17 protein-coding genes are annotated in these 25,599 nt (G+C 56.8%); 8 read left to right on the top strand and 9 right to left on the bottom strand.

All coding sequences use genetic code 11. The annotated features are described in order from the left end of the window. Nucleotides 1–48 precede the first annotated feature (48 nt). From ACQZQY_RS22995 to ACQZQY_RS22955, 9 genes are all read right to left on the bottom strand, one after another. Nucleotides 49–402, bottom strand: coding sequence for a DUF2493 domain-containing protein (locus tag ACQZQY_RS22995; protein ID WP_056773910.1), 354 nt, complete (start codon nucleotides 400–402; stop codon nucleotides 49–51). A 30-nt stretch (nucleotides 403–432) separates the two neighbouring features. Beyond that, the gene (locus ACQZQY_RS22990) at nucleotides 433–2,118 is read right to left on the bottom strand and encodes a Na/Pi cotransporter family protein (protein ID WP_431297299.1); all 1,686 of its coding nucleotides are present in this window, start codon (nucleotides 2,116–2,118) and stop codon (nucleotides 433–435) included. A 98-nt stretch (nucleotides 2,119–2,216) separates the two neighbouring features. Continuing rightward, nucleotides 2,217–4,931: a magnesium-translocating P-type ATPase gene (mgtA, locus tag ACQZQY_RS22985; protein ID WP_431297298.1), complete on the bottom strand. Its 2,715-nt coding sequence runs from the start codon at nucleotides 4,929–4,931 to the stop codon at nucleotides 2,217–2,219. A 303-nt stretch (nucleotides 4,932–5,234) separates the two neighbouring features. Continuing rightward, the gene (locus tag ACQZQY_RS22980) at nucleotides 5,235–5,480 is read right to left on the bottom strand and encodes a hypothetical protein (RefSeq protein ID WP_056773901.1); all 246 of its coding nucleotides are present in this window, start codon (nucleotides 5,478–5,480) and stop codon (nucleotides 5,235–5,237) included. Nucleotides 5,481–5,827: 347 nt separating this feature from the next. Next, a complete protein-coding gene (locus ACQZQY_RS22975; RefSeq protein WP_056773898.1) occupies nucleotides 5,828–6,508 on the bottom strand; it encodes an oligogalacturonate-specific porin KdgM family protein in 681 nt (226 codons plus the stop codon). Nucleotides 6,509–6,583: 75 nt separating this feature from the next. Beyond that, the gene (locus ACQZQY_RS22970) at nucleotides 6,584–8,752 is read right to left on the bottom strand and encodes a right-handed parallel beta-helix repeat-containing protein (protein ID WP_431297297.1); all 2,169 of its coding nucleotides are present in this window, start codon (nucleotides 8,750–8,752) and stop codon (nucleotides 6,584–6,586) included. A 97-nt stretch (nucleotides 8,753–8,849) separates the two neighbouring features. Continuing rightward, nucleotides 8,850–10,415, bottom strand: a complete 1,566-nt coding sequence (locus ACQZQY_RS22965; RefSeq protein ID WP_122096681.1) for an MFS transporter — start codon at nucleotides 10,413–10,415, stop codon at nucleotides 8,850–8,852. A gap of 369 nt (nucleotides 10,416–10,784) precedes the next feature. Next, a complete protein-coding gene (locus ACQZQY_RS22960; protein WP_431297296.1) occupies nucleotides 10,785–11,768 on the bottom strand; it encodes a VirK/YbjX family protein in 984 nt (327 codons plus the stop codon). Between the two features lie 163 nt (nucleotides 11,769–11,931). Then, on the bottom strand, nucleotides 11,932–13,050 hold the full coding sequence (locus ACQZQY_RS22955) for an oxidoreductase (RefSeq protein ID WP_431297295.1): 1,119 nt from the start codon (nucleotides 13,048–13,050) through the stop codon (nucleotides 11,932–11,934). A 221-nt stretch (nucleotides 13,051–13,271) separates the two neighbouring features. Here ACQZQY_RS22955 and ACQZQY_RS22950 point away from each other — a divergent pair, with 221 nt between their 5' ends. The 8 genes from ACQZQY_RS22950 (at nucleotide 13,272) to ACQZQY_RS22915 (ending at nucleotide 25,577) form a co-directional block, all read left to right on the top strand. Further along, nucleotides 13,272–14,339, top strand: a complete 1,068-nt coding sequence (locus ACQZQY_RS22950; protein ID WP_183849074.1) for a sugar ABC transporter substrate-binding protein — start codon at nucleotides 13,272–13,274, stop codon at nucleotides 14,337–14,339. A gap of 9 nt (nucleotides 14,340–14,348) precedes the next feature. Then, nucleotides 14,349–15,596, top strand: a complete 1,248-nt coding sequence (locus ACQZQY_RS22945) for an LVIVD repeat-containing protein (protein ID WP_431297294.1) — start codon at nucleotides 14,349–14,351, stop codon at nucleotides 15,594–15,596. A gap of 143 nt (nucleotides 15,597–15,739) precedes the next feature. Then, nucleotides 15,740–16,216 (top strand): GNAT family N-acetyltransferase, encoded by a 477-nt coding sequence (locus ACQZQY_RS22940; protein WP_431297293.1) that lies wholly within the window; start codon nucleotides 15,740–15,742, stop codon nucleotides 16,214–16,216. 98 nt (nucleotides 16,217–16,314) lie between these two features. Continuing rightward, on the top strand, nucleotides 16,315–17,760 hold the full coding sequence (locus tag ACQZQY_RS22935; protein ID WP_431297292.1) for an MFS transporter: 1,446 nt from the start codon (nucleotides 16,315–16,317) through the stop codon (nucleotides 17,758–17,760). A gap of 49 nt (nucleotides 17,761–17,809) precedes the next feature. Continuing rightward, nucleotides 17,810–18,703, top strand: coding sequence for a dihydrodipicolinate synthase family protein (locus ACQZQY_RS22930; protein WP_431297291.1), 894 nt, complete (start codon nucleotides 17,810–17,812; stop codon nucleotides 18,701–18,703). A gap of 175 nt (nucleotides 18,704–18,878) precedes the next feature. Further along, nucleotides 18,879–20,243: an SrfA family protein gene (locus ACQZQY_RS22925; RefSeq protein WP_431297290.1), complete on the top strand. Its 1,365-nt coding sequence runs from the start codon at nucleotides 18,879–18,881 to the stop codon at nucleotides 20,241–20,243. Nucleotides 20,244–20,247: 4 nt separating this feature from the next. Further along, the gene (locus ACQZQY_RS22920; protein ID WP_431297289.1) at nucleotides 20,248–23,220 is read left to right on the top strand and encodes a virulence factor SrfB; all 2,973 of its coding nucleotides are present in this window, start codon (nucleotides 20,248–20,250) and stop codon (nucleotides 23,218–23,220) included. Continuing rightward, complete coding sequence (locus tag ACQZQY_RS22915; protein ID WP_431297288.1) at nucleotides 23,217–25,577, top strand: virulence factor SrfC family protein; 2,361 nt, start codon at nucleotides 23,217–23,219, stop codon at nucleotides 25,575–25,577. The genes ACQZQY_RS22920 and ACQZQY_RS22915 overlap by 4 nt, the downstream gene beginning before the upstream one ends. The last annotated feature ends 22 nt before the right edge of the window (nucleotides 25,578–25,599 follow it).

Genomic DNA, 25,599 nt, shown 5'->3' with positions numbered 1-25,599 from the left:
CACCGGGGCTTTCAGACCTGAAAAGCCCCGCGCATGGCATCTCAGGGTTTACAGGGCATCGTCCATTTCCATCACTTTTATCCCGGCCTGACGGGCAAGCTTTATGCATTCTGCCGTATCCTCTCCGCCGGAAAACGCCAGGATAATATCTGGCCGGCTGTCTTCAATCATGAAAAGGTTACGGCGGATTTCTGCATATTTGCCGTGTAACGCCCAGTTAGCGGGGTAACGCACCACGTGCACGTCTGCATCGCGCGCCCAGCGTTCAATCATTGCGCCGAGCGACTGATGCCCGCCGTGGATCAGCACGCGGATGTGCTGGCTGTGGGCATAAAGCTCCAGCACCCGTTCGACAGTATGAATATCAGCGTAAAAACGCCCGGCGCAGATAAGCACTCTCATCGGTGAACTCCTTTATTTTTATTGTTGTTATCAGGCGTGCGGGAGTGTGTCTGCCCTGCCGTTCTCATCACTCAGACGATCAATGACCGGGTAGGCCACGGCGGCGATATGGTGATGCACGCGGCGGTAATCGCGCAGCACACGCTGGAAAATATCGCCGGATTCCGCCCAGGCACTTTTATCATCACGCAGCTTTTTAAAATGCTCACGGCTGGCGGTGGCCTCGATCTGGCGGATAACGTCTTTACGCCTGACCAGCTGATGTGCCGCCGCCAGGTCCTCGCCCAGAAATGCGGTAACCGCCAGACGCAGGCTGGTGAGCATTTCCGTGTGCAGCAGACCGATGTTGTGCAATTCGAACTCGCTGAACAGCTCACCGCGCAGGGAGCGGCGCGTGGCTAACTGCGCCAGGCTGCTGGAAAGAATGTCGCCCGCGTGCTCCACGTTGATCACAAACATCAGGATTTCCTGCGCGCGGTCAGCGTCGGCGTCACTCAGGCCGTCGTGCCCCAGATCGGCGAGATAAGCGCGGATCGCCGCGCTCAGACCATCGAGCTGGTGATCCAGCTGGCGGATTTCCGCCGCTGAATGTCTGTGAGGTGCGTTAAACAGCGCACGAAGCCGGTCGAGCATGGTATTGAGCATGTCAGCGGCGCGCAGGGATTCCCGCACCGAATTGGACAGCCCGATGTAGGCGATATCCAGCCCGGCTTCATCGAGATACATCGGCATGGCGGCGCTGCCGGTGCGCTCAGCCTCGGGCAGTAAACGTTCGAGCAGGCGTGCCATCGGGGCGGTCAGGCCGATAAAGGCCACTGCCAGCACCGCGCTGAAGGCCGTGTGGAACCACACCACCAGCTGCGGCGTGGTCAGCGCCAGACGCCCGGCGAGCTGGCTGAGCAGCGGCATCATCGCCAGCGCCACCACGCAGCCTGCGCCGCGGATCAGCAGATTGCCTACCGGCAGACGGCGTGCGACGGCAGACCCGGCATTGAGCACCGGCGGAAGTGCACCGCCGATATTCGCGCCGAGCACCAGCACCATGGCGGTGACCGGGGTCATGACGCCGGTGGCGGCAAGGGACGCAATCAGCAAAATCACCGCCACGCTCGAATGGCAAATCAGGGTGAGAATGATCGCCACCAGCAGCGCAATCAGCGTATCGCCCTCCAGCCCCTGCATCACGGCATGGAAAACCGGGGTGGTTTCGATGTGGCCGAGGGTCGCACCGAGCAGGCTGAGCGCCATCAGCATCAGGCCGAGGCCAATCAGCGCACAACCGGCGCTTTCAAAACCGGTGTGATCGCGCATTTTGAACACCATAAATCCGCACAGCATCAGCAGTGGAATGGCAATCGCGGTGTTGAAACTCATCAGCTGAACGACCAGCGTGGAGCCGACGTTAGCGCCGAGCATCACCGCCAGCGCCGGGGCCAGGCTCAGCGTACCGGCGGCGGTAAAAGAGGTCGCCATCAGGCTGACCGCCGTGCTGCTTTGCAGCAAACCGGTGATGCCGATCCCTGCCAGCAGCGCCATCCAGCGGTGCGTCAGGTGACGGCCCATCCAGTTGCGCAGCGGTGTGCCAAACCCGCGTTGCAGCGCGGTTGAAATCATATGGGACCCCCAAAGCAGCAGCGCAATTGCGCCCGCCAGATTGATCAGCAGCGTGGTGCCGGATTGGGTGGTCATTGTGGTAACGGTATGGGTCATGGACATCGCAGTCCCCTTTTTCAGGGTTGTCATTGTTATTCACTGACAGCAAATAAAGTGTTAAAGCAGGTGCCGCGATGGGCTGCGGCACCTTGTTCAGCGGATCAGAACCACTGTTTGAAACGACGGATATAAAGGGTTTTCATGCCCTGCGCCACGCAGCAGTAGGCCAGCAGCGTACCGGCCAGCCACGGGAAGTATTCCCACGGCAGCGCCTGCAATCCGACAATCGGGCCAAGCGGTGAGAACGGCACGTAAATACCAAACGCCATCACCAGGCAGGTCATCATCATGACCGGCCATGCCGCAGTGCTCTGAATGAACGGGATTTTCTGGGTACGCAGCATGTGCACCACCAGCGTCTGTGACAGCAGACCTTCGACGAACCAGCCGGACTGGAACAGGGTCTGCATCGATTCGCTGTTGGCGCTGAACACGTACCACATGACCGCAAACGTCGTCATATCGAAAATCGAGGACGTCGGGCCAATCCACACCATGAAGCGGCCGATGTTTTTGGCATCCCACTTACGCGGTTTTTTCAGGAACTCTTTATCGATTTTGTCCCATGGCAGCGCGAGCTGAGAAATGTCGTACATCAGGTTTTGCAGCAGAAGCTGAATCGCCAGCATCGGCAGGAACGGGATAAACGCACTGGCGACCAGCACCGAGAACACGTTGCCGAAGTTGGAACTGGCGGTCATGTTCAGGTACTTCATGATGTTGCCGAACGTCTCGCGTCCTTTCAGTACACCCTCTTCCAGCACCATCAGGCTCTTTTCCAGCAGGATAATATCGGCCGATTCTTTGGCGATATCCGTGCCGCTGTCGACGGAAATCCCGACGTCCGCATCCCGCAGCGCAGGCGCATCGTTGATGCCGTCGCCAAGGAAGCCCACGGTGTGGCCGTTGGCCTGCAGGGCTTTCAGCACGCGCGATTTCTGTAACGGCGTCAGTTTGGCAAACACCGTCCGTTCTTCGGCCAGCTGTTGCAGCGTGGCGTCGTCGAGGCGTTCAATCTGCGGCCCGAGCAGCGGTTCGCCCGGCTCCAGCCCGACCTGACGGCAGATCCGCTGGGTGACCACCGCGTTATCGCCGGTCAGCACTTTTACGGCCACGCCGATTTCGCGCAGCGCTGCAATGGCCGGGCCTGCGGACTCTTTTGGCGGATCGAGGAAGGTCAGGAACCCGCTGATGATCAGGTCATGCTCATCGTCGGTGCCGTACTGTTTTTTCGTTTCTGCCGCAGGAAGGGTGCGGGTGGCGACCAGCAGCACGCGAAAACCGTCTTTGTTGTAGTCATTCGCCATGGCCAGCAGCGCCTGACGACGGGAATCACTCAGCGCCACAACCTTGCCGTTTTCCTGCATGTGGGTGGAAATGCTGAGCATCTCTTCCACGGCACCTTTACACACCAGCAGATGATTTTGTTGCGGATCCTTCACCACAATCGACAGACGGCGGCGGATAAAGTCGAACGGCATTTCATCGACTTTGCTGTAGCCCTGTGGTTTGACGAAGCCAGGCGTGGTGTCTGAGAAATAGATCACGGCCTGATCCATCAGGTTTTTGATGCCGCTCTGATGGAAACTGTTCAGCCACGCCAGTTGCAGCACGGCGTCATTCTTTTGCCCGTGGGTATCCATGTGGTGCTCAAGAATGATTTTGTCCTGCGTCAGCGTGCCGGTTTTGTCGGTACACAATACGTCCATCGCGCCGAGATTCTGGATAGCGTTCAGACGTTTGACCACCACCTTGCGCTTCGCCATCGCCACGGCACCTTTCGCCAGATTGGCGCTGACGATCATCGGCAGCATTTCCGGTGTCAGACCGACCGCGACCGCCACGGCAAACAGCATGGCATCCCACCATTCGCCTTTCATGATGCCGTTAATGAGGAATACCACCGGCACCATCACCAGCATGAATCGGATCAGCAGCCAGCTGACGCTGTTGACTCCCCGGTCAAACGCTGTCTGGACGCGGGTGCCGACAATGGCTTTTGCCAGCGAACCGAAATAGGTGCGCGGACCGGTCGCCACCACCACGGCCTGCGCCGTGCCGCTGACCACGTTGGTACCCATAAAGCAGATATTCGGGATATCCAGCAGATTCTCGTTTTCCGCCGCAACGTCGCTGGCAGATTTCTGCGCGACGTTGCCGAGCGTGTCATATTTTTCCACCGGCAGGGCTTCACCGGTCAGTACCGCCTGGCTGATAAACAGATCCCGGGATTCGATCAGCCGCACGTCGGCCGGGATCATGTCCCCGGCGTAGAGCTGCACGATGTCTCCCACAACCAGTTCGCGCATCGGGATTTCACGCAGTTTGCCCTGCTGCCCGGCCGCATTGCGGCGCAACACGCTGGCGGTGGTGCGTACCATGGCTTTCAGCGCTTCCGCGGATTTTGCCGAGCGATGCTCCTGCCAGAAACGCACCAGCCCACTGATGGCAACCATCGCGCTGATGATATAGACCGACACCAGATCCGTTTCCTCACCGGCGCGCAGCGGGAACCAGAAATCAGTGAAAAAACTGATGATGGCGAGCACCGCTAACACATAAATAAACGGGTTGTTGAACGCCCTGATCAGCTGGATCAGCGCGTGAGGCGGTTTGTCGTGGGCCACTTCGTTGTAGCCCTGTTTCTCCAGACGCTGGGCGGCGGCGGATTCCGTCAGCCCTTCGCGGGTGGCATTGACGTTAATCAGCGTCACGTCCACGCCGTTTCTGGCTTCCATCGCAGCACGCATGGAAAGCGCCGGCTTTTTTTTGTCCTGATTTTTCAGGGGAGTTGCTGTTTTGTTTTGTACAGTCATGGTGGTGCTCCTGTCGCTGGTAACGCGTCCGTTGTATGGCTGTCTTATATTTCGGGCAGCCGAAGACATTCGCGTTATTTAAGCGATCGGTGTTTACGTCTTTATTGCACAAGATCTCCCGCCGTTTATTATTTCTCTTACGTTGAGAAAGAAAATAAACAGAGTGAAATCGATAATGAGTCTTTTATTTCGGCATGGCTTCGCCGTTCTCTTTATTCATTCCATAAAGGAAAATAATAAAAAGACGTCGCGGTCAGGCGTCAATAAGGACGAAATTCAGCGCAGCAGATGCCACGGGCTGAATCAGGCGGGGGAAAGCCGACTTTGAGGTTCTTCGTTGTCAGAAAAAACACAACGCTGCTCCAGCTGGCCGGTCACGGGACTGACGCGCCAGGTGGTCACAGAGTGATTCATTCTGTTGATTTTAGAAGAAAAAAGAGATGACGAGTCTTTATTGCGGGCAGCCAGCGTCCTGTCGCGAGACGGGCGGACACGCAAAGTGGATGTCAGCGTTTTGACATCAGCAAAAAAGGGGAATTTGAACTTCATAACACACCTCGGGACCGTGACCTTCAGGTTGAGGTGGGATTACACGAGAGCATCAGGCTCTGGCGAGGCACACCCAAACGATGAAATGATCACAATCGATTTCATGTTTAATATTCCGGCGGGCTATATCAGCGTCGTCCGGTGAGTTTCGCAATACTGTGTCCATTAGTCTCTTATGTATTAGTGGATAAAGGCCGCTACTTCTGGCTCGTGCAATTTACCCATGCCGTATATTATTGTCAACCCGCAAAAGCAGTTTAAAATGTTTCGTTTATATTTCAGTGAGGAAATAGCCGGTCAGCCATCACTGACCGGCAAGACGTCTGTCACACCCTGATCAAGCGATATCAGAAATTATATTGGATCCCCAAACGGAAACGGGTTTGTCTTTCGTCCGTGGTTTTTCTCACCGACACATCACCGATTTGTGCATAAGGCGTCCATTGCTTATTAATATTATAAGCCACTTTTAAATCCTGCTCATAATCCCACTTGTCATTGTCATACAGAATCTGATCGCTGTGTTTATAAATATAGTTATATTCGAAACGCCAGTCGGCAAGACGATAACCCAGCCAGATTTCGCCACGGTTTGTTTTGCGGTCTTCGGTATTCTCTTTGGTATAACGGGTATATTCGTAACGATAGCGGGCATTGAAATAGATGCCGCTGTCGAAGGTATATCCGGCGGTTAAAAACGGCTTATAGATACTGTTGTCCGAACTGGACTCCAGGGTAAAACCGGGTTGCAGGAAAAATGCCGGTGTCACTTTATACTGATAGCTGATGGTGCTTTCAGTACCGTTATCTACCAGATTATTAAAGGGTTTATTCGGGTTGTCTCCGCCGGATTTCCACTTGGCTTCCAGTGAAAAACCAAAGCCGTTGGCAAACCGGTGAGACACCATGGCCCGGTCTTTATGTTGTTTACTGTCGTCCAGCCATTCGTGGCGAAGATCAATAGTGACAGCCTGACTACCGGCGCTGGCCAGCAGCAGACCGCAGAGCAGCAGTCTGTTATTTTTCATGTTGTTATTAATCCCAGAGATATTGAGTAGTATTTTTATGTTTGTATTTACGACACGTACTTATTCTGACTTCTTTTATTTCTTTTCTAAAAAATGCTGATAATTAAAGGCGCCGTCCGCATGACGGGTTACAGGCTCAGGCAGTTTCAGCGAGAGATAATTATCCGGTGTGATGATTTCCCCTGCTCTGTTTACGCTGTGATGACCGGTGTAGAAATAATTACTGTCATCGACATTGCCGCTCACCGCATCGTCATACTTGCCGGGCGTGGTGCGCAGTGACAGGTTATCTCTGAAGCTTCCCTGCTTGTCCGCGGTGGTGTAGGGCGAAGGACGGAACAGGAAATTGAAGCGTTTGTTGTCCACCGCGCGGTTGCTTTCAATCACCAGCGCACCCGGATTGAAGTTGTCGGTAAAGCCGTCCATGCCGTTTTCGACTGCCACGTTATGGCGGACAACGTGTGCCACCGGTAACCCTTCGCCACCCAGTTTGAAACCGTTGCTGCCGTTGTGCACAGACAGGCTGTTTTCGATGGTCACGCTGCCGTTCGGGCCGTCCTCAATTTTGTTGAACAGGTCAAAGCCGTCGTCAATGTTGTCATGGGAATAACAATTCACCAGCCGGTTGCCCTCACCCACGCGCATTTTCACCGCAAATCCGTCCGCATTTTTACGCCCCGGATCCTGATTCCCCCAGGATTCCGAATTGCTGATCAGGTTATGGCTGGCCCAGAGCGCCCGTCCTATGCCGTCCGGCGAAGCCACCCAGATACCGGTGTCATCGGCATGGTGGGCCTTGATCCGGTCGAGATGGTTATAGCTGCCGGAGATGTGGAAGCTTTTCCCGGTGACGGTAATCCCCTGCACATTCCAGTAGCTGGCTTCCAGTTTCAGCCCGCTGAACACCACGTTATCGCCCTCCGCACGCAGCGTTTTCATGGCTTTTTCCCTGCCGCTGGCGGTGGCCGGTATGACGCTGACCGGATATTCGCCGTCTGCCAGCCACAGCGTACCGCCTGGTGCTAACAAATTGACCGCACTGGAGAAATCCAGCGGATGTGCGCGTGAACCGTCACTGCCCGCCACGCCCTGCGGCGAGACATAAAGTTCATCAGGATTATTCACCAGCGCCATACTGACCGGGAATTCCTGCGTGAGCGGCTGGCCGTTATCCGGTGTAAAGGTCACGCTGAGGGCGGTTGAGGGCTTATCGGCGTGAAAAGGTACGCTGATGATTTCTCCGCCCCGCACCGTTTTCTGGCGCAGCAAAGGTTTTTTCTCCTGCATAATCTGCAACTGACCGTCGCCGTTGGTGCGCAGCTGGAAGACACCGTCACGACGGGCCATCACCGGTGAAGACATCACCTCAATGCGCGCTTTAAGTGACGGCGTCACGTAAGGCGCGGAAGGCAAGGTCTGCGCGGCGGACAGCGTCAGCGTGGCGTGATTCACGGTGATGCTGGCATTGCGCGAGGCGAAGAAGCCGACGTAGTACCCGGTTTTATCAAGCTGGGTGATGCGGTCGGCACCTTCCACCGTGCGGGTGGTCCACTGGTCGCTGCCCTGCGGGGCATAAGCGACCTCAAAACCCGAATCCGTACGTGTCAGGCGCAGCGAGAAATGCGCAGGCGTATTCAGCGGATGATAGCTTTCACGCACCATGCCAATCCCGGTATTGCCCCAGGGTTGCTGCACGCCCTGCCGGGCGAGAAGTGCCACCACCGGCGGTTTATCGCCGGTCGCCATGACGCTGTTCATCACCATATTGGAGGCGGCCGGTAACTCCTCGATGCCCGGTTTAGTGACAGGTTCACGGGGGTTGCCGAGAATGTCGCGTACCAGTAACCCCGCGCCTTCCTGGCCCGCTGGTTTCGCACCGTTTTCAGGGCCAAACTGATTGAGGGTAATGTCTGCTTCCAGCCGGAAATTCGCCTGTGCCGGTAAGCGGGTATAGAAATAGGTCAGCCCGTCGTGGCTGTTGCCCACTTTGCCGCCACGGCTTTCCAGGGTAAATGGCGTGGTCAGCAAGGTGCCGTCTGACGGGATGATTTTTCCGTCGGCCAGACGGGTTTCATTCATGCCGATTTTTTCCGGCAATACGTTGGTGGCAAAGTTGATATCGGTAGACTGACCAAACGTGATGCTGTGCCAGACCAGTTTGCTGGCATCAGGCAATGCAGCGGCCATGCCTTGTGCGCTTGCTGCGAGAGTCAGCGCGACAATAAACAGATGTCGTTCCCACATAGTCGTTCTCATCCTAAAAACGTAAGGCGTCGCTGGCCGGATTTCCCGGCCAGTCGGTAAGGTGATTGATGTCAATCTGCGTGGTAAAACTGAGGTATTACGGGTGTTGCGTGGTGCTCACCATCGGTTTCGGATCGGTTAACTCAACGGCGGGCGTATCGAAGATTTTGCGGCACACTTCACTGTTGCCCCAGCATTGTTCATACGGATAACCAATCAGATTTTCCATTACCAGGCGAACGTCCGGCTGAATATCGCTGATTTCGCCGCCCGCTTTGATGCGCGCCACTTCGCCCAATACCACCAGGTGCGTTTTGCGGTTAAGTTTCATCTGGTTACTGAACACCATTGCCATCAGTGCCAGCGCAATGACCCCGATGCAGAACACCAGCGCAATCGCCGTTACGGCACTTTCCGGTTGGGTGTGAGATTTGGACTGGAAGCCGTAGAAGCTGAGGATAGCGCCCATCACGAAGACGATCACCGAGCGCATCAGCTTGCCGGAGAACGTCATCGCACCGGCATAAATACCTTCGCGACGTCTCCCTGTGAAAGCTTCGTCAATGTCGGCCAGGAAGGTGTACACCGTCCACGGGATGTAATACACACCGCCGGTCCCGATACCGAAAATCACGGTAATGGTCAACATGGCGACCGTGGCGTACTGCTGCGGAAGGTGCATAAAATGCAGCAGGCTGTAACAGGCGACCGAGAACACCACAATGCCCAGCGCCAGAATGTAAGGCTTGCTGAAGCCGTGCTTCACACAGATGCCGATGAAAATGGCGGTGGAGAACAGTTGCAGAATAGAGTTCAGGCTGCTCAGCCCGGCCACCATGGTCGGGTCATATTGCAGTACGAAAATGATGAAATACGTGAAGACCGACGCGAACAGCCATTCCGCCCCAAAGCCGCACAGATACATGCCCAGATGTTTACGGAACACGCGCAGGTGGAATGTGGATTTCATGTCGCGAAGCAGCGTGAGCATGGTTTTGCCCAGCGTCATTTTCTTCTCATCCACCGGCGTGGTTTCTTCAACCGGACGTTCCCAGGAGGAGAGATACAACATGCCGATCGCCACACATAAGATCACACCGTAAGTCAGGGCCGTGAAAAAGAACGGCTCGGCGGAGTCTTTGCCGTAGATCAGAATGAACTGACCAGGAATGAAGGCGGCGAGGAAGTTAGCCACTTTACCGAAGATCGCTTTGTAGCCGGTCAGCTTGGAGCGTGCGGAGAAGTCAGTGGTCATTTCCGTGGCGAGGGTTTCGTAAGGCACCATCACCGAGGTGTAAATCAGCTCGAACACCACGTAAGTGGAAAGGTAATACCAGAAGCCGAAGCCTTCCACCCACAGCAGCGGGTAGAACATCATCAGCGGGATGCCCAGTAAAATGAAGAAGCGACGGCGGCCAAAACGTTTGCCGAGGCGCGTTTTGCCAAAGTTATCGGAAAGATAACCCATCAGCGGGTTGCTGATCGCATCGATGATGCTGGCGACCGAGAAGATGGCCGAAGCTTGCAACAGCGTCAGGCCACAAAAGGTCGTGTAGAAGTACAGCAGCCAGATACCGGCAATGGCCAGCGCGCCGCTGCCCAACAGGTTGCCGCCACCATAGGCCAGCTGATGTCTGAATAAAATTGGTTTTTCTGCGTTCATCGTGTTTCCCGCCCAGAGAGATATTTTATATTTATGAACCGGTGTTTTGTTTTTTTAGAGATATCGTTTTATATAGGCGAGCATGATGAATAGATGTGAATTAGTTCACATTTGATATACCAGACGAAGGGAAGAACGTGGATTTTGCGATGCAGTTATCATTCTTCTCCATAAATAACACACATTTGGCGCGATTATTTACGTTGAATTAATTCACAGTTGAATGATTTCAGACAGGCAGCCTGCGGTGAAATAACCTGAGGGTTCATCACCTTACAGGCATGTCATACGGCAGGTTTTTTAAGAGGAAAGGCCAATCCCTGGCCCTGGTGCTTGCTACAGCGAGTGATTCAAAAGAGGCGCAAAGGTTCAGGCCTTCAGCAATGACGCTTTGCTTTCCTGTAATTCATCAAGCAATGTGTAACGTTTACGGTATTCAGAACGTTTTTTGCTGGGTAACTCTTCCATGGTTTTGCGCGGCAGCGTCAGCGGAACGTCATATAAGGAAGAAGAATATGGCGTGGCGCTGATGGAATCCCAGAATTCGTTATAGCTGGCGACGAATACGTTCTTTTTACGGTGACGGTAACGCAGGCTGCGGAAAACATGGCCGGTGTCGCTGACCGCCAGGATCCGCTGAACGCCGGTATGCGCGGCAATGCGTTGCAGGCTTTCCAGCAGCAGACGTTTCGGGAACAGCCCGTAGCAGGCTTTGGTCGCCTGTTTGATCACCTCATGCGGCGTCGAGCGGTGCGCTCCCTGGAATCCCCCCACGATTATCGTCAGGCCTTCAGGGCGTTGCACAACGCTGAACGTCAGCGCGGCCAGCAGCGTTTCTTCCATATACAGGAACATGTTAGCCTCGCCTTCCCGCTCGGATTTACCGATCGATCCCAGCACGACCCTGAAGGTTTCACCGTCTTTGCCGGTGAACTGTGTGACGGTGTCACCGTTTGCGCTGAGGAAAGTATTGCGCAGCGGCGCGCTTTCAATGTTACTGACGAAGGCGTAATGATCCACCAGCGCAGAAGCGCGTCCGGCGGACGGCAATCCGAGGTGCAGATAGGGTTTGTGGATTTTGCTCGGCAATTTCGTCTGAACGGTGAACGCCTCCTGCCAGACGGGTTCTGCGGCCATCTTGTTAAGGACTTTCAGGGTATCCAGCGGATGCAGCAACGTGCGGACGGCGTATTTGACACGGAACATCCGGTCGCGCCACAGGTTATCCGGTACACAGGCACCGCTCAGCAAATCCATGAACAGACTGAATCCGCTGACTTTTTTGTTGAGAGTAGGGTCAGTGGACTGTGGTCCGCTGAGGGATTCGATGTCGTTAAGTGGTGAGTGTTCCATGACTTATTTCCGCTGCCTGAAATAATCACGGTATCACCCGATTTTTAAACAACTTTACAACGCTTCCTTAAAGAAAACCGCGCCCGACCGGTAGATGAATCCTGTTGAGGCGCCGTTTACATTATCTTTACGTAAGGGGGATAATTAAGGGTTTGCGCCCTGTTTAAGCATCCCCCGTTCGCTCAGCGTTATTCTCCACAAACTGTTCTTCGACAAATTCAAACGCCCGCCGCAGTTGTGCAGCGTCGGGGTGGCCCGGCAGCAGATGGATGGATTCTCCGGGCTGGAGCGTGCGTTCAATCAGACGCGACATCTGCTTTTCATCCGTGATATCCACCTGCAATTGGGCCAGGCTTACCGGCAGATCAAGCACCTTATACAGTGCGGTCAGTTGCACCACCACGTCCGGCTGATTCAGCAACGCGCTTTGCACCAGAATACCGTAGGCCACTTTGGTGCCGTGCAGGAAGGCATCAGTCTGCGGCAGAGCGGTCAGGCCGTTGTGCACGGAATGCGCCGCCGCGATGCGCGTGTACCGGTCGCCCAGCCCGCCCACTAATCCGCCGCCCGCGATGATTGCATCCAGCACATTCAGGAACGGCTGAGTCAGCTGATGATCATCCTGCGCCTGTAAGGCGGCTTCGCTTTCATTGAGCAACACGTCGCGCAGCGTCAGCGCGGTATTGAGGCCGAGCTGAACCGTCAGGGGCAGCGTTTGTGGCTGCGGGCTGAGCACCACGGCTTCGTACCATTTCGCCAGCGTGTCGCCGATCCCTGCCAGCAGATACTCCTTTGGCGCGGCGAGAATAATGCGCGGTTCGACCAGCACCAGATGGTTGGCATCCCTGAAGATTTCGTAACGCAGCGCCTGGCCTTCGTCGTTATACCAGACCGAGAGCGGCGTCCAGGCCGCGCAGGTGGCGGCGATGGTTGGGATCGCCACCACCGGCAGCCCGAGACGGCGCGCCACGACTTTCGCCGTATCCAGCACCGCCCCGCCGCCAATGCCGATCACCACCTGACGATCCGGCCCGCCGATCTCTGCAATCCGCTGCACTTCTGTTTCGCTGCAATGTGCGTTAAACAGCACGTGCCTGGCCTGTGAGGCGGTAAAGGCTTCCGGCAGATAATCCTGCGCAGCCAGCAGCGCCCGCTCGCCGTAAATCCACAGCGCTTTATCCAGTTGCGCCGGGGTATAAAACTCAGCAAGACGCTCAATGGCGCCGGGGAAAGAAAAATAGTTGGCAGGGCCGGCGACCACGCGGATATCGGTATTACTCATCGGGAATTCCTTAATATAGAAGCTGTTAACATCCTACCCCTGGACATCCGGATGGCTAATACTCTTTGGCATTAACTTATACGTTTTAGTTCGTTGCCAACGGCTGCGCCGTCATCAAAACTCGGACAATCAATTCATTAACTCACTATAAAAGCCTGCACAAAAGCTCAGATGAATTGTCCTCCCGTTTTAATGATGATTAACCACACAGGGTAATAAAAATGAAACTGCTCTCCACCTCATTGCTGGCGTTAAGTTTATTCACCGTCCTGCCGTCGTTTGCTGCACAAACCGCTGCGGTACCGCAAGCGATTGCCGGGCATCAGGGGCCCATCCGCATCGCGGTGATCCGTAATCTGGGGTCGGACGACAACACCACCCAGTTTGTCTCCGGTGTGATTCAGGAAGGCCGCAAACTCGGTTTTCAGGTCAGCACTTTTCTGAGTAACGGCGACGACGCGAAATTCCAGGATTTCGTCAATCAGGCCATCAGCCAGAAATATGACGGCATTATTTTATCGCAGGGGCGTGACCCCTATTCCACCGGGCTGGTCAAACGTATCACCGCCAGCGGCATCGCGGTGTCGGTCTTTGATACCGCGGTAAATGGCGAGATCCCCGGCGTGACCGTCACGCAGCAGGACGACGCTTCGCTTACCGATCTCTCTTTCGGCCAGTTGGTGAAGGATTTCAACGGCAAAGCCAATATCGTCAAACTGTGGGTGGCCGGCTTCCCGCCGATGGAGCGCCGCCAGACGCAGTACAAAAAACTGTTGCAGGATCAGCCCGGCATTCATGAACTGGAATCGATTGGTGCGGTGTCTTCTGACGTTCAGGGGGATACGGCAAATAAAGTGGGCGCGATCCTGGCGAAATATCCGAAGGGTAAAATCGACGCCATCTGGGGAACCTGGGATGCGTTCAGTCAGGGCGCGTATAAAGCCCTGAAAGAGAATGGCCGCACTGAGATCAAACTCTACAGCATTGATATTTCCAATCAGGATCTGGCGCTGATGCGCGAACCGAACAGCCCGTGGAAAGTCAGCGTGGCGGTAGATCCTAAACTGATCGGCGCCATCAACCTGCGTCTGGTCGCCAACAAAATCGCCGGTGAAAAAACGCCTGCCACTTATGAGTTTAAAGCGGCGGCCATTCCGCAGGCGTTGCTGTCCGGCAATCCTGATGCGGTCAACGTGGCGTCGCTGGCAAAAGTGATCCCCGGCTGGGGAAAATCCGATGACTTCATCGCCCCCTGGTTCGCTACCCTCGAAGCGCAGCATAAAAAATAAGGCCGGATCATGACGACGTATTCTCTCCCACAACCGGAGTACAGCCGCAATATGCTGCTGATCGGCCACAGCGATCAGGGCGGTAAACCTGATGGCGTGCAGGTGATGGTTCACCGTGGCTACGCCTATATCGGGCATATGGTGTCGCAGGGGTTTTCGATCGTGGACGTGCGCGACCCGAAAAACCCGCGCCCTGCCGGTTTCGTCGCCGCGCCGCCGGGCACCTGGAATGTGCATTTACAGGCGCACGACGATTTACTGCTGGTGATCAACGCCCGTGATTTGTTTGCTGACGTGCGTTTCGCCGATGAAAAAGTCTATTACACCCGTTCCGTCAGCGAGACGGTGCAAGGCACGCAGCAACGCGGATGGAGCGCGGGCGTGCGGATTTTTGATATTTCGGTGCCCGATCAGCCAAAAGAGATCGGCTTTCTCGGGCTGGAAGGTATTGGCGTGCACCGCATCTGGTACGTCGGCGGCCGCTGGGCATACGTTTCAGCGCTGATTGACGGTTACAGTGATTATATATTTCTGACAATCGATCTGGCCGACCCGCGTAATCCGCAGGTTGCCGGGCGCTGGTGGTTACCGGGAATGCACACCGCAGGCGGCGAAACGCCGGACTGGCCGGAAGGCAAACGTTACGCGCTGCACCATGCGATCATCAGCGGGGATACGGCTTATGCCAGCTGGCGCGACGGCGGCCTGACCTTGCTGGATATCAAAGACCGCAGTGCGCCCCAGCTGATTTCGCACCGAAACTGGAGCCCGCCCTTTGGCGGCGGCACGCACACGGCACTGCCGTTGCCCGACCGCGATCTGCTGGTGGTGCTCGACGAAGCCGTTCTCGACAATCAGGAAGACGGCGAGAAACTGATCTGGCTGTTTGACGTGCGCGAACCCTCGAATCCGGTGAGTATTTCCACCTTTCCGCAGCCGGACGAACGGGATTACGTCAGCAAAGGCGCGCATTTCGGACCGCACAACCTGCATGAAAACCGGCCTGGCAGCTTCATCAGTTCCACGCTGATTTTCGCCACCTATCAGAACGCCGGTGTGCGCGCATACGACATCAGCAACCCCTATCAGCCAAAAGAAACCGGTGCGCTGGTGCCCGCTGCGCCTGAAAGGATGATCGATAAACGTCCCGGCAGACCGCAGGTGATCCAGTCCTGCGACGTGTTTGTCGATGCTCAGGGGATCATTTACAGCACCGACTACAACGGCGGCCTGTCGATTATCGAGTATCTGGGGTAATGCATTGCGCCTGAGATTGATGATGTCAGGCGCTTTTAACGCAAAGTCTCTGATGACTTCCTGACGCCCCTCCCTTATAAGATTTATAGTAGGCGAGTACCGCCCCGGCTACTTTTACTTCTCAATGTAAGGAAACCCTGCAAGTGACTGCTTTCAAAAATCTGTCAATCCCCTGTATCAGACCCGCAACGCCAGCAGACGTTGGTGCGATTTTTGATATCCGCACCCGTGTGAAGGAGAACCCGCTTTCCCGCGAGCAACTCACAGAAATGGGTATCACGGATGAGACGATCCTTGAAGCTATGCTGGCAGCGCCCTGTCTGTGGATCGCCGAAGTGGATGGCGCCCCGGTGGGATTTTCGATGGCCGACCTGGAAGAAGCCAGCGTTTTCGCGATGTTCATCCTTCCCGGTTTTGAAGACAGAGGAATTGGCCGGAGCCTGATGGCAAGAGCTGAAGAGGCGCTGTTTGACCTTCATTCTACTCTCTGGCTTGAAACCAGTGCTGAGAGCCGCGCTTTCGGGTTTTATCAGAAACTCGGCTGGCAGCAGGTTGAGCGGTTTGAGGACGGCGATGTCAGACTGGAGAAAACGAAGCCAGTCGCCCGTGCACACCGGTAAAATCGCTCTTTTTGCCCCTCGCCTGATCTATAACCCAGCCAAAGGTGTGTGATAGGTTTAATACTTATCATCTATCTTTTGCTGTTTCAGGACAGACCATGAACCAAAGTAAACCGGATGTCGCAGAACATCCGTCGCAGGACAGTGCCGAACGTTCAGGGATCTCCGTGATTGCTTTACTGGTTGCCGCGGCTTTCTTCATGGAGTTTATCGATGGCACGGTGATCGCCACCGCACTCCCGCAAATGGCGATATCTTTCGGGGTGTCTGCGGTGGATCTCAATGCCGGGATGAGCGCGTATATGCTGACGCTGGCGGTGTTGATCCCGGCCAGCGGCTGGGCGGCGGAACGGTTTGGGGCGCGGAATGTATTCACCTTTGCCCTCGCCGTGTTTACGCTTGCCTCCCTGTTCTGCGCGATGGCGACAGGCGTCGGGGAATTTATCCTTCTGCGCATTATTCAGGGCGTCGGGGGAGCGCTGATGGTGCCGGTCGGGCGGCTGACCGTGCTGAAAACCACGCCAAAACCTCAGCTGATTAAAGCCATCGCCACCCTCACCTGGCCCGCGCTGGTCGCGCCGATCCTCGGGCCGCCGCTGGGTGGATTTATCACCCACTACGCCTCCTGGCACTGGATTTTCTACATCAACGTGCCGCTCGGGATTATCGCCATGATCCTCGCGTGGCGGCTGTTTCCGCAACAACCCGCCGACCAGCCCAAGCATTTCGACAAGCCGGGCTTCGTGCTGACCGGGCTGGCGATGCTGGCGCTGGTGACCGGTCTGGAGCTTATCAGTCAGGATCATATCTTGTGGGCCACCGCCGTGCTGCTGCTGGCGGCGGGCGCGGCGATGTCCGTGCTGGCGGTGCGTCATTTGTCCCGAGCTGCTGCGCCGATGGTGCACCTCGGATCGCTGGTGATTCCGACCTTTCGTATCAGTATGGGCGGCGGTTCGCTGTTTCGTATCACCATCAGCGCCGTGCCGTTTTTACTGCCGCTGATGTTGCAGGTCGGGTTCGGTATGGATCCCTTCCACGCCGGGCTGCTGGTACTGGCGGTGTTCGCCGGAAATCTGGCGATGAAACCGGCTACCACGCCGCTTATCCGCCGCTTTGGTTTTCGGCCTGTGCTGGTGGTGAACGGCCTGCTGAGCGTTTTCTCGCTGCTGTTTTGCGCTTTCCTGACACCCGGCACGCCAGACTGGCTGATCATGCTGCTGCTGTTTCTCGGGGGCCTGAGCCGTTCGATGCAGTTCACCGGCATCAGTACGCTGGCATTTTCGGATGTGCCCGCCAGCCACATGGCGGATGCCAATACGCTGTTCAGCACTGCGCTGCAACTCTCGGTCGGGCTGGGCATCACGGTTGGCGCGCTGGGCACCCGTTTCGGGGAGCAAGTGGTGGAGCGGATGCAATGGCAGGCGGTGCCGGGAATGAGTTTTAAAATCGCGTTTGTGGTGATCGCTGTGATAACGCTTTTCGGCTGGCTGGATATGCTGCGCCTGAAACCTGATGCAGGGGCAACAGTTTCCGGCAAACAGTAAACTTTACTCTATGATTAATCGTGTTAATTCACCTGAACCGGAGAAACCGATGTTTGCAGGATTAAGTGCTTTTCCCCTCACGCCGCTCAATCATAATGGTGTCGATGAACGGGCGTTTGTGCGGTTGATTGATAGAAGTGTCAGTGCAGGCGTGGATTCGATCGGTGCGCTGGGGTCAACCGGGAGCTATGCCTACCTCAGCCGCGATGAGCGCGCGAAAGTGGCCCGTCTGGCCGTAGAACATGCAGACCGGGTGCCGGTGATGGTGAGCATCGGTGCGACCAGCACCGCTGAGGTGTTGCATCTGGCGGAAGATGCCCAGCAGGCGGGCGTCAGTGCAGTGCTGCTGGCACCGGTGTCCTATCAGAAACTGACCGCTGACGAAGTGTTTACGCTGTATGAAACGGTATCGCGCCATCTTTCGGTGCCGATGTGCGTTTACGACAATCCTAACACCACGCACTTTGAGTTCAGCGATGACCTGTATGTCCGCGTGGCGCAGTTGCCGCACGTTGCCAGCATCAAAATTCCGAATCTTTCTGCCGATCCGCAGACAACCCGCGCGCGGCTGGAGACGATCCGTGGCCTGCTTCCTGCCCATATCACCCTGGGCGCCGCGGGCGATCTGGCGGCTGCCACGGTGCTGACTCAGGGCGGTGATGTGTGGTATTCGGTGATTGCCGGTTTATTCCCGCAAATCCCGGTGGCGATCACCCGTGCAGCGCAAAACGGCAATGTGGCCGAAGCGCAGGCGCTGTCCGCCGGACTTGAGCCTTTATGGGTCTTCTTCAGAAAACACGGCAGTGTGCGGGTAGTCGCGGCGGCCGCTGAATTGCTCGGTCTGGCGAGTGCGCCTTGCCTGCCATTGCCGCTGCACGCGCTGGCCGGTGACGAACGGCAGCAACTGGCTGGCGTACTCGACAGGCTCGGTCTGCACGCCTGATCTTCACGGCGGGAGCCCTTCCCGCCGTATTTCCCTTTCGCCACGGCACAAACAGCCACCCTTTTAGTCGCTTATTCCACCGTTTGATTTCCCTTAAATCATCCATACTGTCAGCATCATGCACCTTTTTCGGGTGCACTTTTTGCAGAGCAAAACCTACAAGGGCTATTCAGGCGTGGCAAAATCATTTTTACGCAGTGGCAGTCTCAACGACATCCTTGCGCTGGGCGAAAACGGACAACCGGTTTATGCCTCAGCCCTGCAATTACGGGAAACCTTACGTCTGCGTAAACAACCGTCGATTGCCGATTGTCTGGCTATTCCACAGCTTAATGAGTCGGGCGATCGTCTCGACTGGTACTCCCCGCGCGAGGGTAAAGTGATCTCCTGGGCTGCCGCGACCGATGCGGCGCGGGCGTCGGCATTGCGTCACCTCGAAAACTGCCTCGACACCGTTGCGCACATCAGCGCTGCGGCGAAATCTTCAGAAAAATCAGCCTTGCAGTTTTTCGGCGCGTTGCTGGAAAAAGCTTTCCGTTTTCCGGATCAAAACCACGTTTATCTGGTGGGCGGCCAGCCGGTACTGACTTTCTGGGGGTTTGTGAGCCTGGATAACAGCAGCAATGCCGATGCGTTCGCCTGTCTGCGTGAGACGGTGAAAGCCGATGAACCTTTACCCGCCCTCGCCATAGCCGCCGACGATGCAGCGGCTGATATGCCACCTGCTGAGCCGGTTCGCGTGGTGAAAACCATTGAAGCGCGCGCCGCCGAGCAGGATGTGCCGGAGCCTGTGCCTGTCGTCACGCGCCGTAAAATTTCGCCTTTGATGTGGGCGCTGCCCGCCGTTGCCCTGGTGATTGCCGGTTCTGCTGCCGGCTGGCTTTATTCCCGTACGCCCGCCGCGCCTGTGGCCGTCGCTCAGGCACAACCAAAACCTGCGCCGCAGACCATTGAGCCGCGCGCCATTGCGCCGACGCCGGTGGTGGCTGAACCCGTGGCTAAAGCAGAGGCCGTTAACCTGCCGCAAGTGAAAGCGCCACAAACTCCGGCGGCGCTGCCCGTCGCACCTGCTGCGGTGGTGGTGGCCTCGCCTGAACCGGTTTCGGACGTCGAGAAAAACCCTGTCGTGGCGGAGCCTGCGCCCGTCCCAGTCAGTAAGAACGCGCTGGTGATGCCACCGGACGCGGTGAAAATCGGTTCGACCAAATTCCTCAACGGTAACTGGAATGTGATTGTCGATATTAAGGATCCGGTGACCGGCAAGCCGCCGGTGCTGCGTTATCAAATCAAACAAGGTCAGGGCACGGTGAAAATCAGCTACGGCGCAGGCATTACCTGCCGGGCTGCCATCAATGCCGGGCTGATGCAGTCGGGAAATCTGGTGATCAACAGCCGCTACCGCGCCAAATGCAGCGACGGTTCCCGCTATCAGATGCCGGAAATCAGCTGTACTCAGGCCGCGACCGGCGCCGCTGTGTGTCAGGGGCGCTACAACGGTGACACGGTTTATCCCATGACGATAAAGCGCGAAGGTAAATAACAGCATGCTGGCAACGATTACTGATTTTAAACAAAAAATTACCCTGATTCAGGACAGCGGGATCCAGTTCCTCGACTTCGCGCTAAAACCCGTCTGGGATGAGGCTCTGCCCGCGAAATTCGTGCGTAAAAGCGCGAACGGCCCGCTGCTGCGTCTGGAGTATAACGCGCAAAGTGGCCGTCATTTTCTGCCGGGGCTGGACGGCGGCGCGCCTGAAGTGGTGCGTCCGGAGTTCAGTTTTCCGCTGGAGCAGTCTCTGCAATTGCTGGATCAGATCTGGCTTCCGCTGCCGTTTCTGCGCTTCAATCCGCCGCGCACCTTTATGGCGGGTCCGGATAACTGGGCGCGGGTGCAGATCCGCGCACTTGATACGCCGGAAGCCGATGGCAGTACGCACCGCGTGGTGATCGCATTTGATACCCGTGTGGCGGAAGGTGATGACGAACAGTCGCTGCTCGCGCCGACGCCGGACGATGTGAAGAATGGTATTCATTTTGCGCTGGCATGGCACAACGAAGAGTTGCTCGATTTTCTCGACCAGACCTGGGTGGACGGCTGGCTGCGTGAAGTGTTCACCGAACAGGTGGCGATCCGTGAGCTGCGTGAAGTGCGCAATATCAAAGTGGCGCTGCGCGAGTTTGAATATCAGGCGCATTACCTCAATCTGCTGGGCATGCTTGGCAGCCAGCTGGGTATCCCTGAACTGAAGATCAATGGCGCAACGTTGCAGGAACCCTCGATCAACGTCGATCTGATTCTGGACGTCGGCAACTCGCACACCTGCGGCATTCTGGTGGAAGATCACGTCGGTGAAACCGATGGCCTGAAACAAACCAGCGAACTGCAACTGCGGGACCTGTCGCAGCCGCATTATCTCTATAACGAGCTGTTTGAAAGCCGGGTGGAATTCTCACAGGCGCGTTTTGGAAAGCCGAATTTCTCAGTCGAAAGTGGCCGTGATGACGCTTTTATCTGGCCGTCCATTTTGCGCGCCGGCCGCGAAGCCAGCCGACTGGCACAGCTGCGTGAAGGAACAGAAGGATCCACCGGACTTTCCAGCCCGCGCCGCTATTTGTGGGATGAAGACAGTTACACGCCAGGCTGGCGTTTCAGCCAGGGCGGCCACGGCGCGGTGCAGGAGCCGGTGGCTGCCGCCATGCCGCTGACGTTTCTGATCAACGACGAAGGCCAGCCGCTGTCCGATCTGGCACCGGAGGAACGTCTGCCGGTGTTTTCCGCGCACTACAGCCGCAGTTCCGTGATGACGCTGATGCTCTCTGAGCTGCTGGCGCAGGCGCTGATGCAAATCAACAGCCCTGCCCAGCGCGCCAAAATGCTGCGTTCTTCCGCGCCGCGCCAGCTGCGAAACATCATTCTGACCCTGCCTTCGGCAATGCCGAAACCGGAGCGCGAGATCTTCCGCCGCCGCATGCAGGAGGCCATCGGTCTGGTGTGGAAATCCATGGGCTGGCATCCTTCGGACGACGGATTCAAAACCCAGAGCGATAAGGCCAAAAGCCGCATGCCGGTGCCGGATGTGCAGATGGAGTGGGATGAGGCCACCTGCGGGCAAATGGTCTATCTGTATAACGAAACGCAGGTGAATTTCGGCGGCCATACCGGCGAGTTTTTTGCCAGCATGGCACGCCCCGATCGTGAACTGGCCGATGACGAACCGGTGGGCAAAACCCTGCGTATCGCCTCGATTGATATCGGCGGTGGCACCACCGATTTAGCCATTACGCAATACTGGCTCGACGACGGCATGGGCAATAACGTCAAAATCACCCCGCGCCTGCTGTTCCGTGAAGGGTTTAAAGTGGCGGGCGATGACATCCTGCTGGACGTGATCCAGCTGTATATTTTGCCTGCCCTGCACGCCACGCTGAAAAAAGCCGGTCTGGCGAACCCTGACAGCCTGATGACGCGGCTGTTCGGCAGCGAAGGCCGCATGGACGGCCACGCCACGCTGCGTCAGCAAAGCACGTTGCAGATTTTTATTCCGCTGGCCCGCGCCGTGCTGGAAGTGTACGAAGGCTTTGATCCGCTGGACACGCATGCCGAAATCGACGCGCCGTTCGCGGAACTTCTTGAACAGCGCCCGACGCAAAAAGTGCTCGATTATCTGCACGGCGAGATCCAGCGCGCGCTGCCTGCCGGTTCGGAGATGTTCGACATCATGCAGGCGCCGCTGGTGCTGAAACTGAGCAAGCTGCACAGCGAGTTTTTATCCAACCGCATGAGCATCACGCAGAATCTGCGTTCGCTGTGCGAAGTGGTGTCGCTGCACGATTGCGACGTGTTGCTGCTGACCGGGCGTCCTTCGCGCTTCCCCGGTATTCAGGCGCTGTTCCGCCACCTGCAACCGCTACCGATTAACCGCATGCTGTCGCTGGATGGCTATCACACCAGCGGCTGGTATCCGTTCAATAAACTGGGCCGCATTGATAACCCGAAATCCACTGCCGCCGTCGGCGCGATGCTGTGCCTGCTGGCGCTGGATCTCCGCCTGCCGGGCTTTTATTTCAAGGCCGGGGATTTTCAGCCTTATTCCACCGTGCGCTATCTCGGGATGCTCGACGGCAATCAGGCGCTCACCGACGATAACGTCTGCTACAGCGATATCGACCTCGATGCCCACGATTATAAACTCGACGGCGCGGCCAACTTCCGCATCCGCGGGGCGATCTGTCTGGGCTTCCGTCAGCTTGAAAATGAGCGCTGGCCCGCATCACCGCTGTATACCCTGTCTATCGCCGAACCGGAGCTGGCGCGTAAAGTCGCCGGTGACAGCGTACTGCGCGTGAAACTGGCGGTGAAAAAAGGGGAAGATCACCCGACGCCGGAATATTTCGACATCGCCAGCGCAGTGCTGGATAACGGCACCAAAGTGCCGTCTCACCATCTGCGACTTCGGCTGAACACACTGGGCGAGAACTATTACTGGATCGACAGTGGGAGCGTATTTGTTTCATGACCACAACAACGTTAAGCACAGACCTGCTGCAACAGCAATTCGCGCACCTCGATGACACCATCGGCGACGCGCTGGAATGGGTGGAACAGACCCGCGAACAGGCACCGCGTCTGGATCTGGAAGCGGATCGCCTGAATCTGCAACTTAAACGCTGCCGCGACAAAGCCCGCCGTCTGACGCAGGCGACACAACTGCCGCAGACGCTGGGCTTTTACGGCCATTCTCAGGCCGGAAAATCTTATCTGATTTGCGCACTGGCCGCCGGCAACTACGGACGTCTCGAAACGCGCCTGGGCGGCGTCACGCTCGATTACCTGACGCAGATTAACCCGGGTAACCGCGCTGCGCGTCTGGCGACCCGCTTTACCCGTCAGACTGAGGTGAAAGACCGCGCGTTTCCGGTGCGGGTGCTGCTGCTCAACGAGGCCGATCTGGCCCGCATTATGGTGCGCGCCTTCCAGCCGGATGCGCACTACCACGTCCCGGATACGCAGCAGATCACCGAACATCTGAACAAGCTGATGATGCACCGTCAGCCGCTGCCGGTGCCAGGATTCCGGAGTGAGGAGATGATGGGATTATGGGATTCCATGATTCGTCTCGACGCGCGCCGCTTCCGTCACCTGAATGCTCACTACTGGCCGGTTGCAGTGCAGCTCGCGCCGTACCTGAATATCGACGATCGCGCACGCCTGTTCTCCCTGCTGTGGGGCAACGTCCCCGCGCTGACGACGGCGTATCGCCATTACGCGCACACGCTGCAACATCTGGGCGGCGCGCAGAGTCTGCTCGCACCGCTGAGCGTGTTAGTGGATGACGCAATGCAACCGGCCGACGGCATTTTCAGTCAGTCCCCGGCTTATGATATTGAGATTTCTGTTTGCCCGGAATTCGCCGGTGAAAGCCATGCGCCGGTGACGTTGTCACTGGAAGAGCTGACGATGCTGGCCGCCGAAGTGCAGATCCCCCTGCTTTCTCCTCCGCGTGAAGCGCTGTTTGAAGAGATCGATCTGCTGGATCTGCCGGGCTACGGCGCGGCGGAAGAAGAGGTTGACGGCGAGGACGACATCACTCCGCTGTTTCGCGCCAAGATCGCCTGTCTGCCGGAGCGTTATACCGATCGTCATGAAATGAACATGCTGATGGTGTGCACCGCCGCTGACCGCCGTGACGATGTGGTCGCCGTTGGCCGCACGCTGGAACACTGGGTCAAAGAGATGCACGGCGAGAATCCGCAGGTGCGCAGCCGCCGCAAACCGGGTCTGGTCTGGGTGCTGACGCCGTTCGATCGCCGTATGACCGAATCGGTACATTACGATGAAGCGGTACAGCGCCATGTGGGGAATCCGGGCGATGCCTGGGGCGCATTGCTGGCCATGGACGACCGCGGGTTACAGCGTATGGCTGATTATCTGGTGGTGGAAATTCGCCCTGAAATCCGGCTCAACCGTCTGGCCGAACAGCGCGATGAGTTACGCCGCGAACTGGCCGATAACCTGCTGGGCAGCTGGTATCAGGAAGGTGAAACGGCGGATCCGGCACAGAAACAGCGCACCGTACAGACCGTGATCAAGGCGCTGCAAACCCGAACCGGCGTTCACGGCGAACTGCTGGAAAAACTGTTGCCGGGACGGGATGAGCTGCACCGTATTTACCGGGAACTGTCCGAACAGCCCGACGACGCCCGCGTGCAGGATGAGGCAGGCGTGGAAAGTTTTGGTATCGGCATCAATATCGATCTGTTTGCTGAACAACAGGATACGCAGGTCTGGCAGGAAAAAGCCGATGACGGCACCGCGTTTGCGCGGCAGGTACAGCGTTACTGGGTCAACCATTTACGCAGTTTGCCGGAAAACGAACCGCTGATCGCGCTGATTGGCGTGGCCAAACCCACCGTCGAATTACTGATGGAAGAGCTGATTACCGCCAGTTTCCGTCTGGAAATGGGCGATGCGCTGATCCGCACGCTGGGCGGCGCTCTGCCCGCCGGTACGCGTGAACACGAGCATCACGCTGACCGTCAGGTTTCCCGCGCGCTGACCGTGTTAGGCGATTTTGTCGCCTGGCTGGGTTTTGAAAAACTGAGCGAGGCGCAACGTCCGGAAAGCCGCATCAATAAAGGCAGCAAGATTTTCGCCAAACCGCAGAAAAGCGTAGCCAGCTGGAAATCGACCCAGCGCCTGACCAAACTCTCCGCTGCGCCAGCCAATGCCACCGCGTTTTATATTTACGATTGGCTGGTCGGTTTACAGGAAAGCATCATGCGCAATGCGGGCTATGCCGCCGGCGGGGAAATTCCGTTGTCGCAGCGTGAAGGTCTGGAGCGTTTGCTGAAGGCGTTAAAAACCGCGGAGTGATAAATACATAAACCGGAACATC

The organism is Rahnella sp. PAMC25559 (genome assembly GCF_050632365.1).
Taxonomy (GTDB): Bacteria; Pseudomonadota; Gammaproteobacteria; order Enterobacterales; family Enterobacteriaceae; genus Rahnella; species Rahnella rivi.
Note: the sequence above shows the minus strand (reverse complement) of the source record. Positions and strands in the feature narration are given on the sequence as shown.

What these genes read in the sequence shown, in the direction of transcription:
- ACQZQY_RS22995 (WP_056773910.1), bottom strand. Translation starts at nt 402, where the DNA reads ATGAGAGTGCTTATCTGCGCCGGGCGTTTTTACGCTGATATTCATACT.
- ACQZQY_RS22990 (WP_431297299.1), bottom strand. Translation starts at nt 2,118, where the DNA reads ATGTCCATGACCCATACCGTTACCACAATGACCACCCAATCCGGCACC.
- mgtA (WP_431297298.1), bottom strand. Translation starts at nt 4,931, where the DNA reads ATGACTGTACAAAACAAAACAGCAACTCCCCTGAAAAATCAGGACAAA.
- ACQZQY_RS22980 (WP_056773901.1), bottom strand. Translation starts at nt 5,480, where the DNA reads ATGAAGTTCAAATTCCCCTTTTTTGCTGATGTCAAAACGCTGACATCC.
- ACQZQY_RS22975 (WP_056773898.1), bottom strand. Translation starts at nt 6,508, where the DNA reads ATGAAAAATAACAGACTGCTGCTCTGCGGTCTGCTGCTGGCCAGCGCC.
- ACQZQY_RS22970 (WP_431297297.1), bottom strand. Translation starts at nt 8,752, where the DNA reads ATGTGGGAACGACATCTGTTTATTGTCGCGCTGACTCTCGCAGCAAGC.
- ACQZQY_RS22965 (WP_122096681.1), bottom strand. Translation starts at nt 10,415, where the DNA reads ATGAACGCAGAAAAACCAATTTTATTCAGACATCAGCTGGCCTATGGT.
- ACQZQY_RS22960 (WP_431297296.1), bottom strand. Translation starts at nt 11,768, where the DNA reads ATGGAACACTCACCACTTAACGACATCGAATCCCTCAGCGGACCACAG.
- ACQZQY_RS22955 (WP_431297295.1), bottom strand. Translation starts at nt 13,050, where the DNA reads ATGAGTAATACCGATATCCGCGTGGTCGCCGGCCCTGCCAACTATTTT.
- ACQZQY_RS22950 (WP_183849074.1), top strand. Translation starts at nt 13,272, where the DNA reads ATGAAACTGCTCTCCACCTCATTGCTGGCGTTAAGTTTATTCACCGTC.
- ACQZQY_RS22945 (WP_431297294.1), top strand. Translation starts at nt 14,349, where the DNA reads ATGACGACGTATTCTCTCCCACAACCGGAGTACAGCCGCAATATGCTG.
- ACQZQY_RS22935 (WP_431297292.1), top strand. Translation starts at nt 16,315, where the DNA reads ATGAACCAAAGTAAACCGGATGTCGCAGAACATCCGTCGCAGGACAGT.
- ACQZQY_RS22930 (WP_431297291.1), top strand. Translation starts at nt 17,810, where the DNA reads ATGTTTGCAGGATTAAGTGCTTTTCCCCTCACGCCGCTCAATCATAAT.
- ACQZQY_RS22920 (WP_431297289.1), top strand. Translation starts at nt 20,248, where the DNA reads ATGCTGGCAACGATTACTGATTTTAAACAAAAAATTACCCTGATTCAG.
- ACQZQY_RS22915 (WP_431297288.1), top strand. Translation starts at nt 23,217, where the DNA reads ATGACCACAACAACGTTAAGCACAGACCTGCTGCAACAGCAATTCGCG.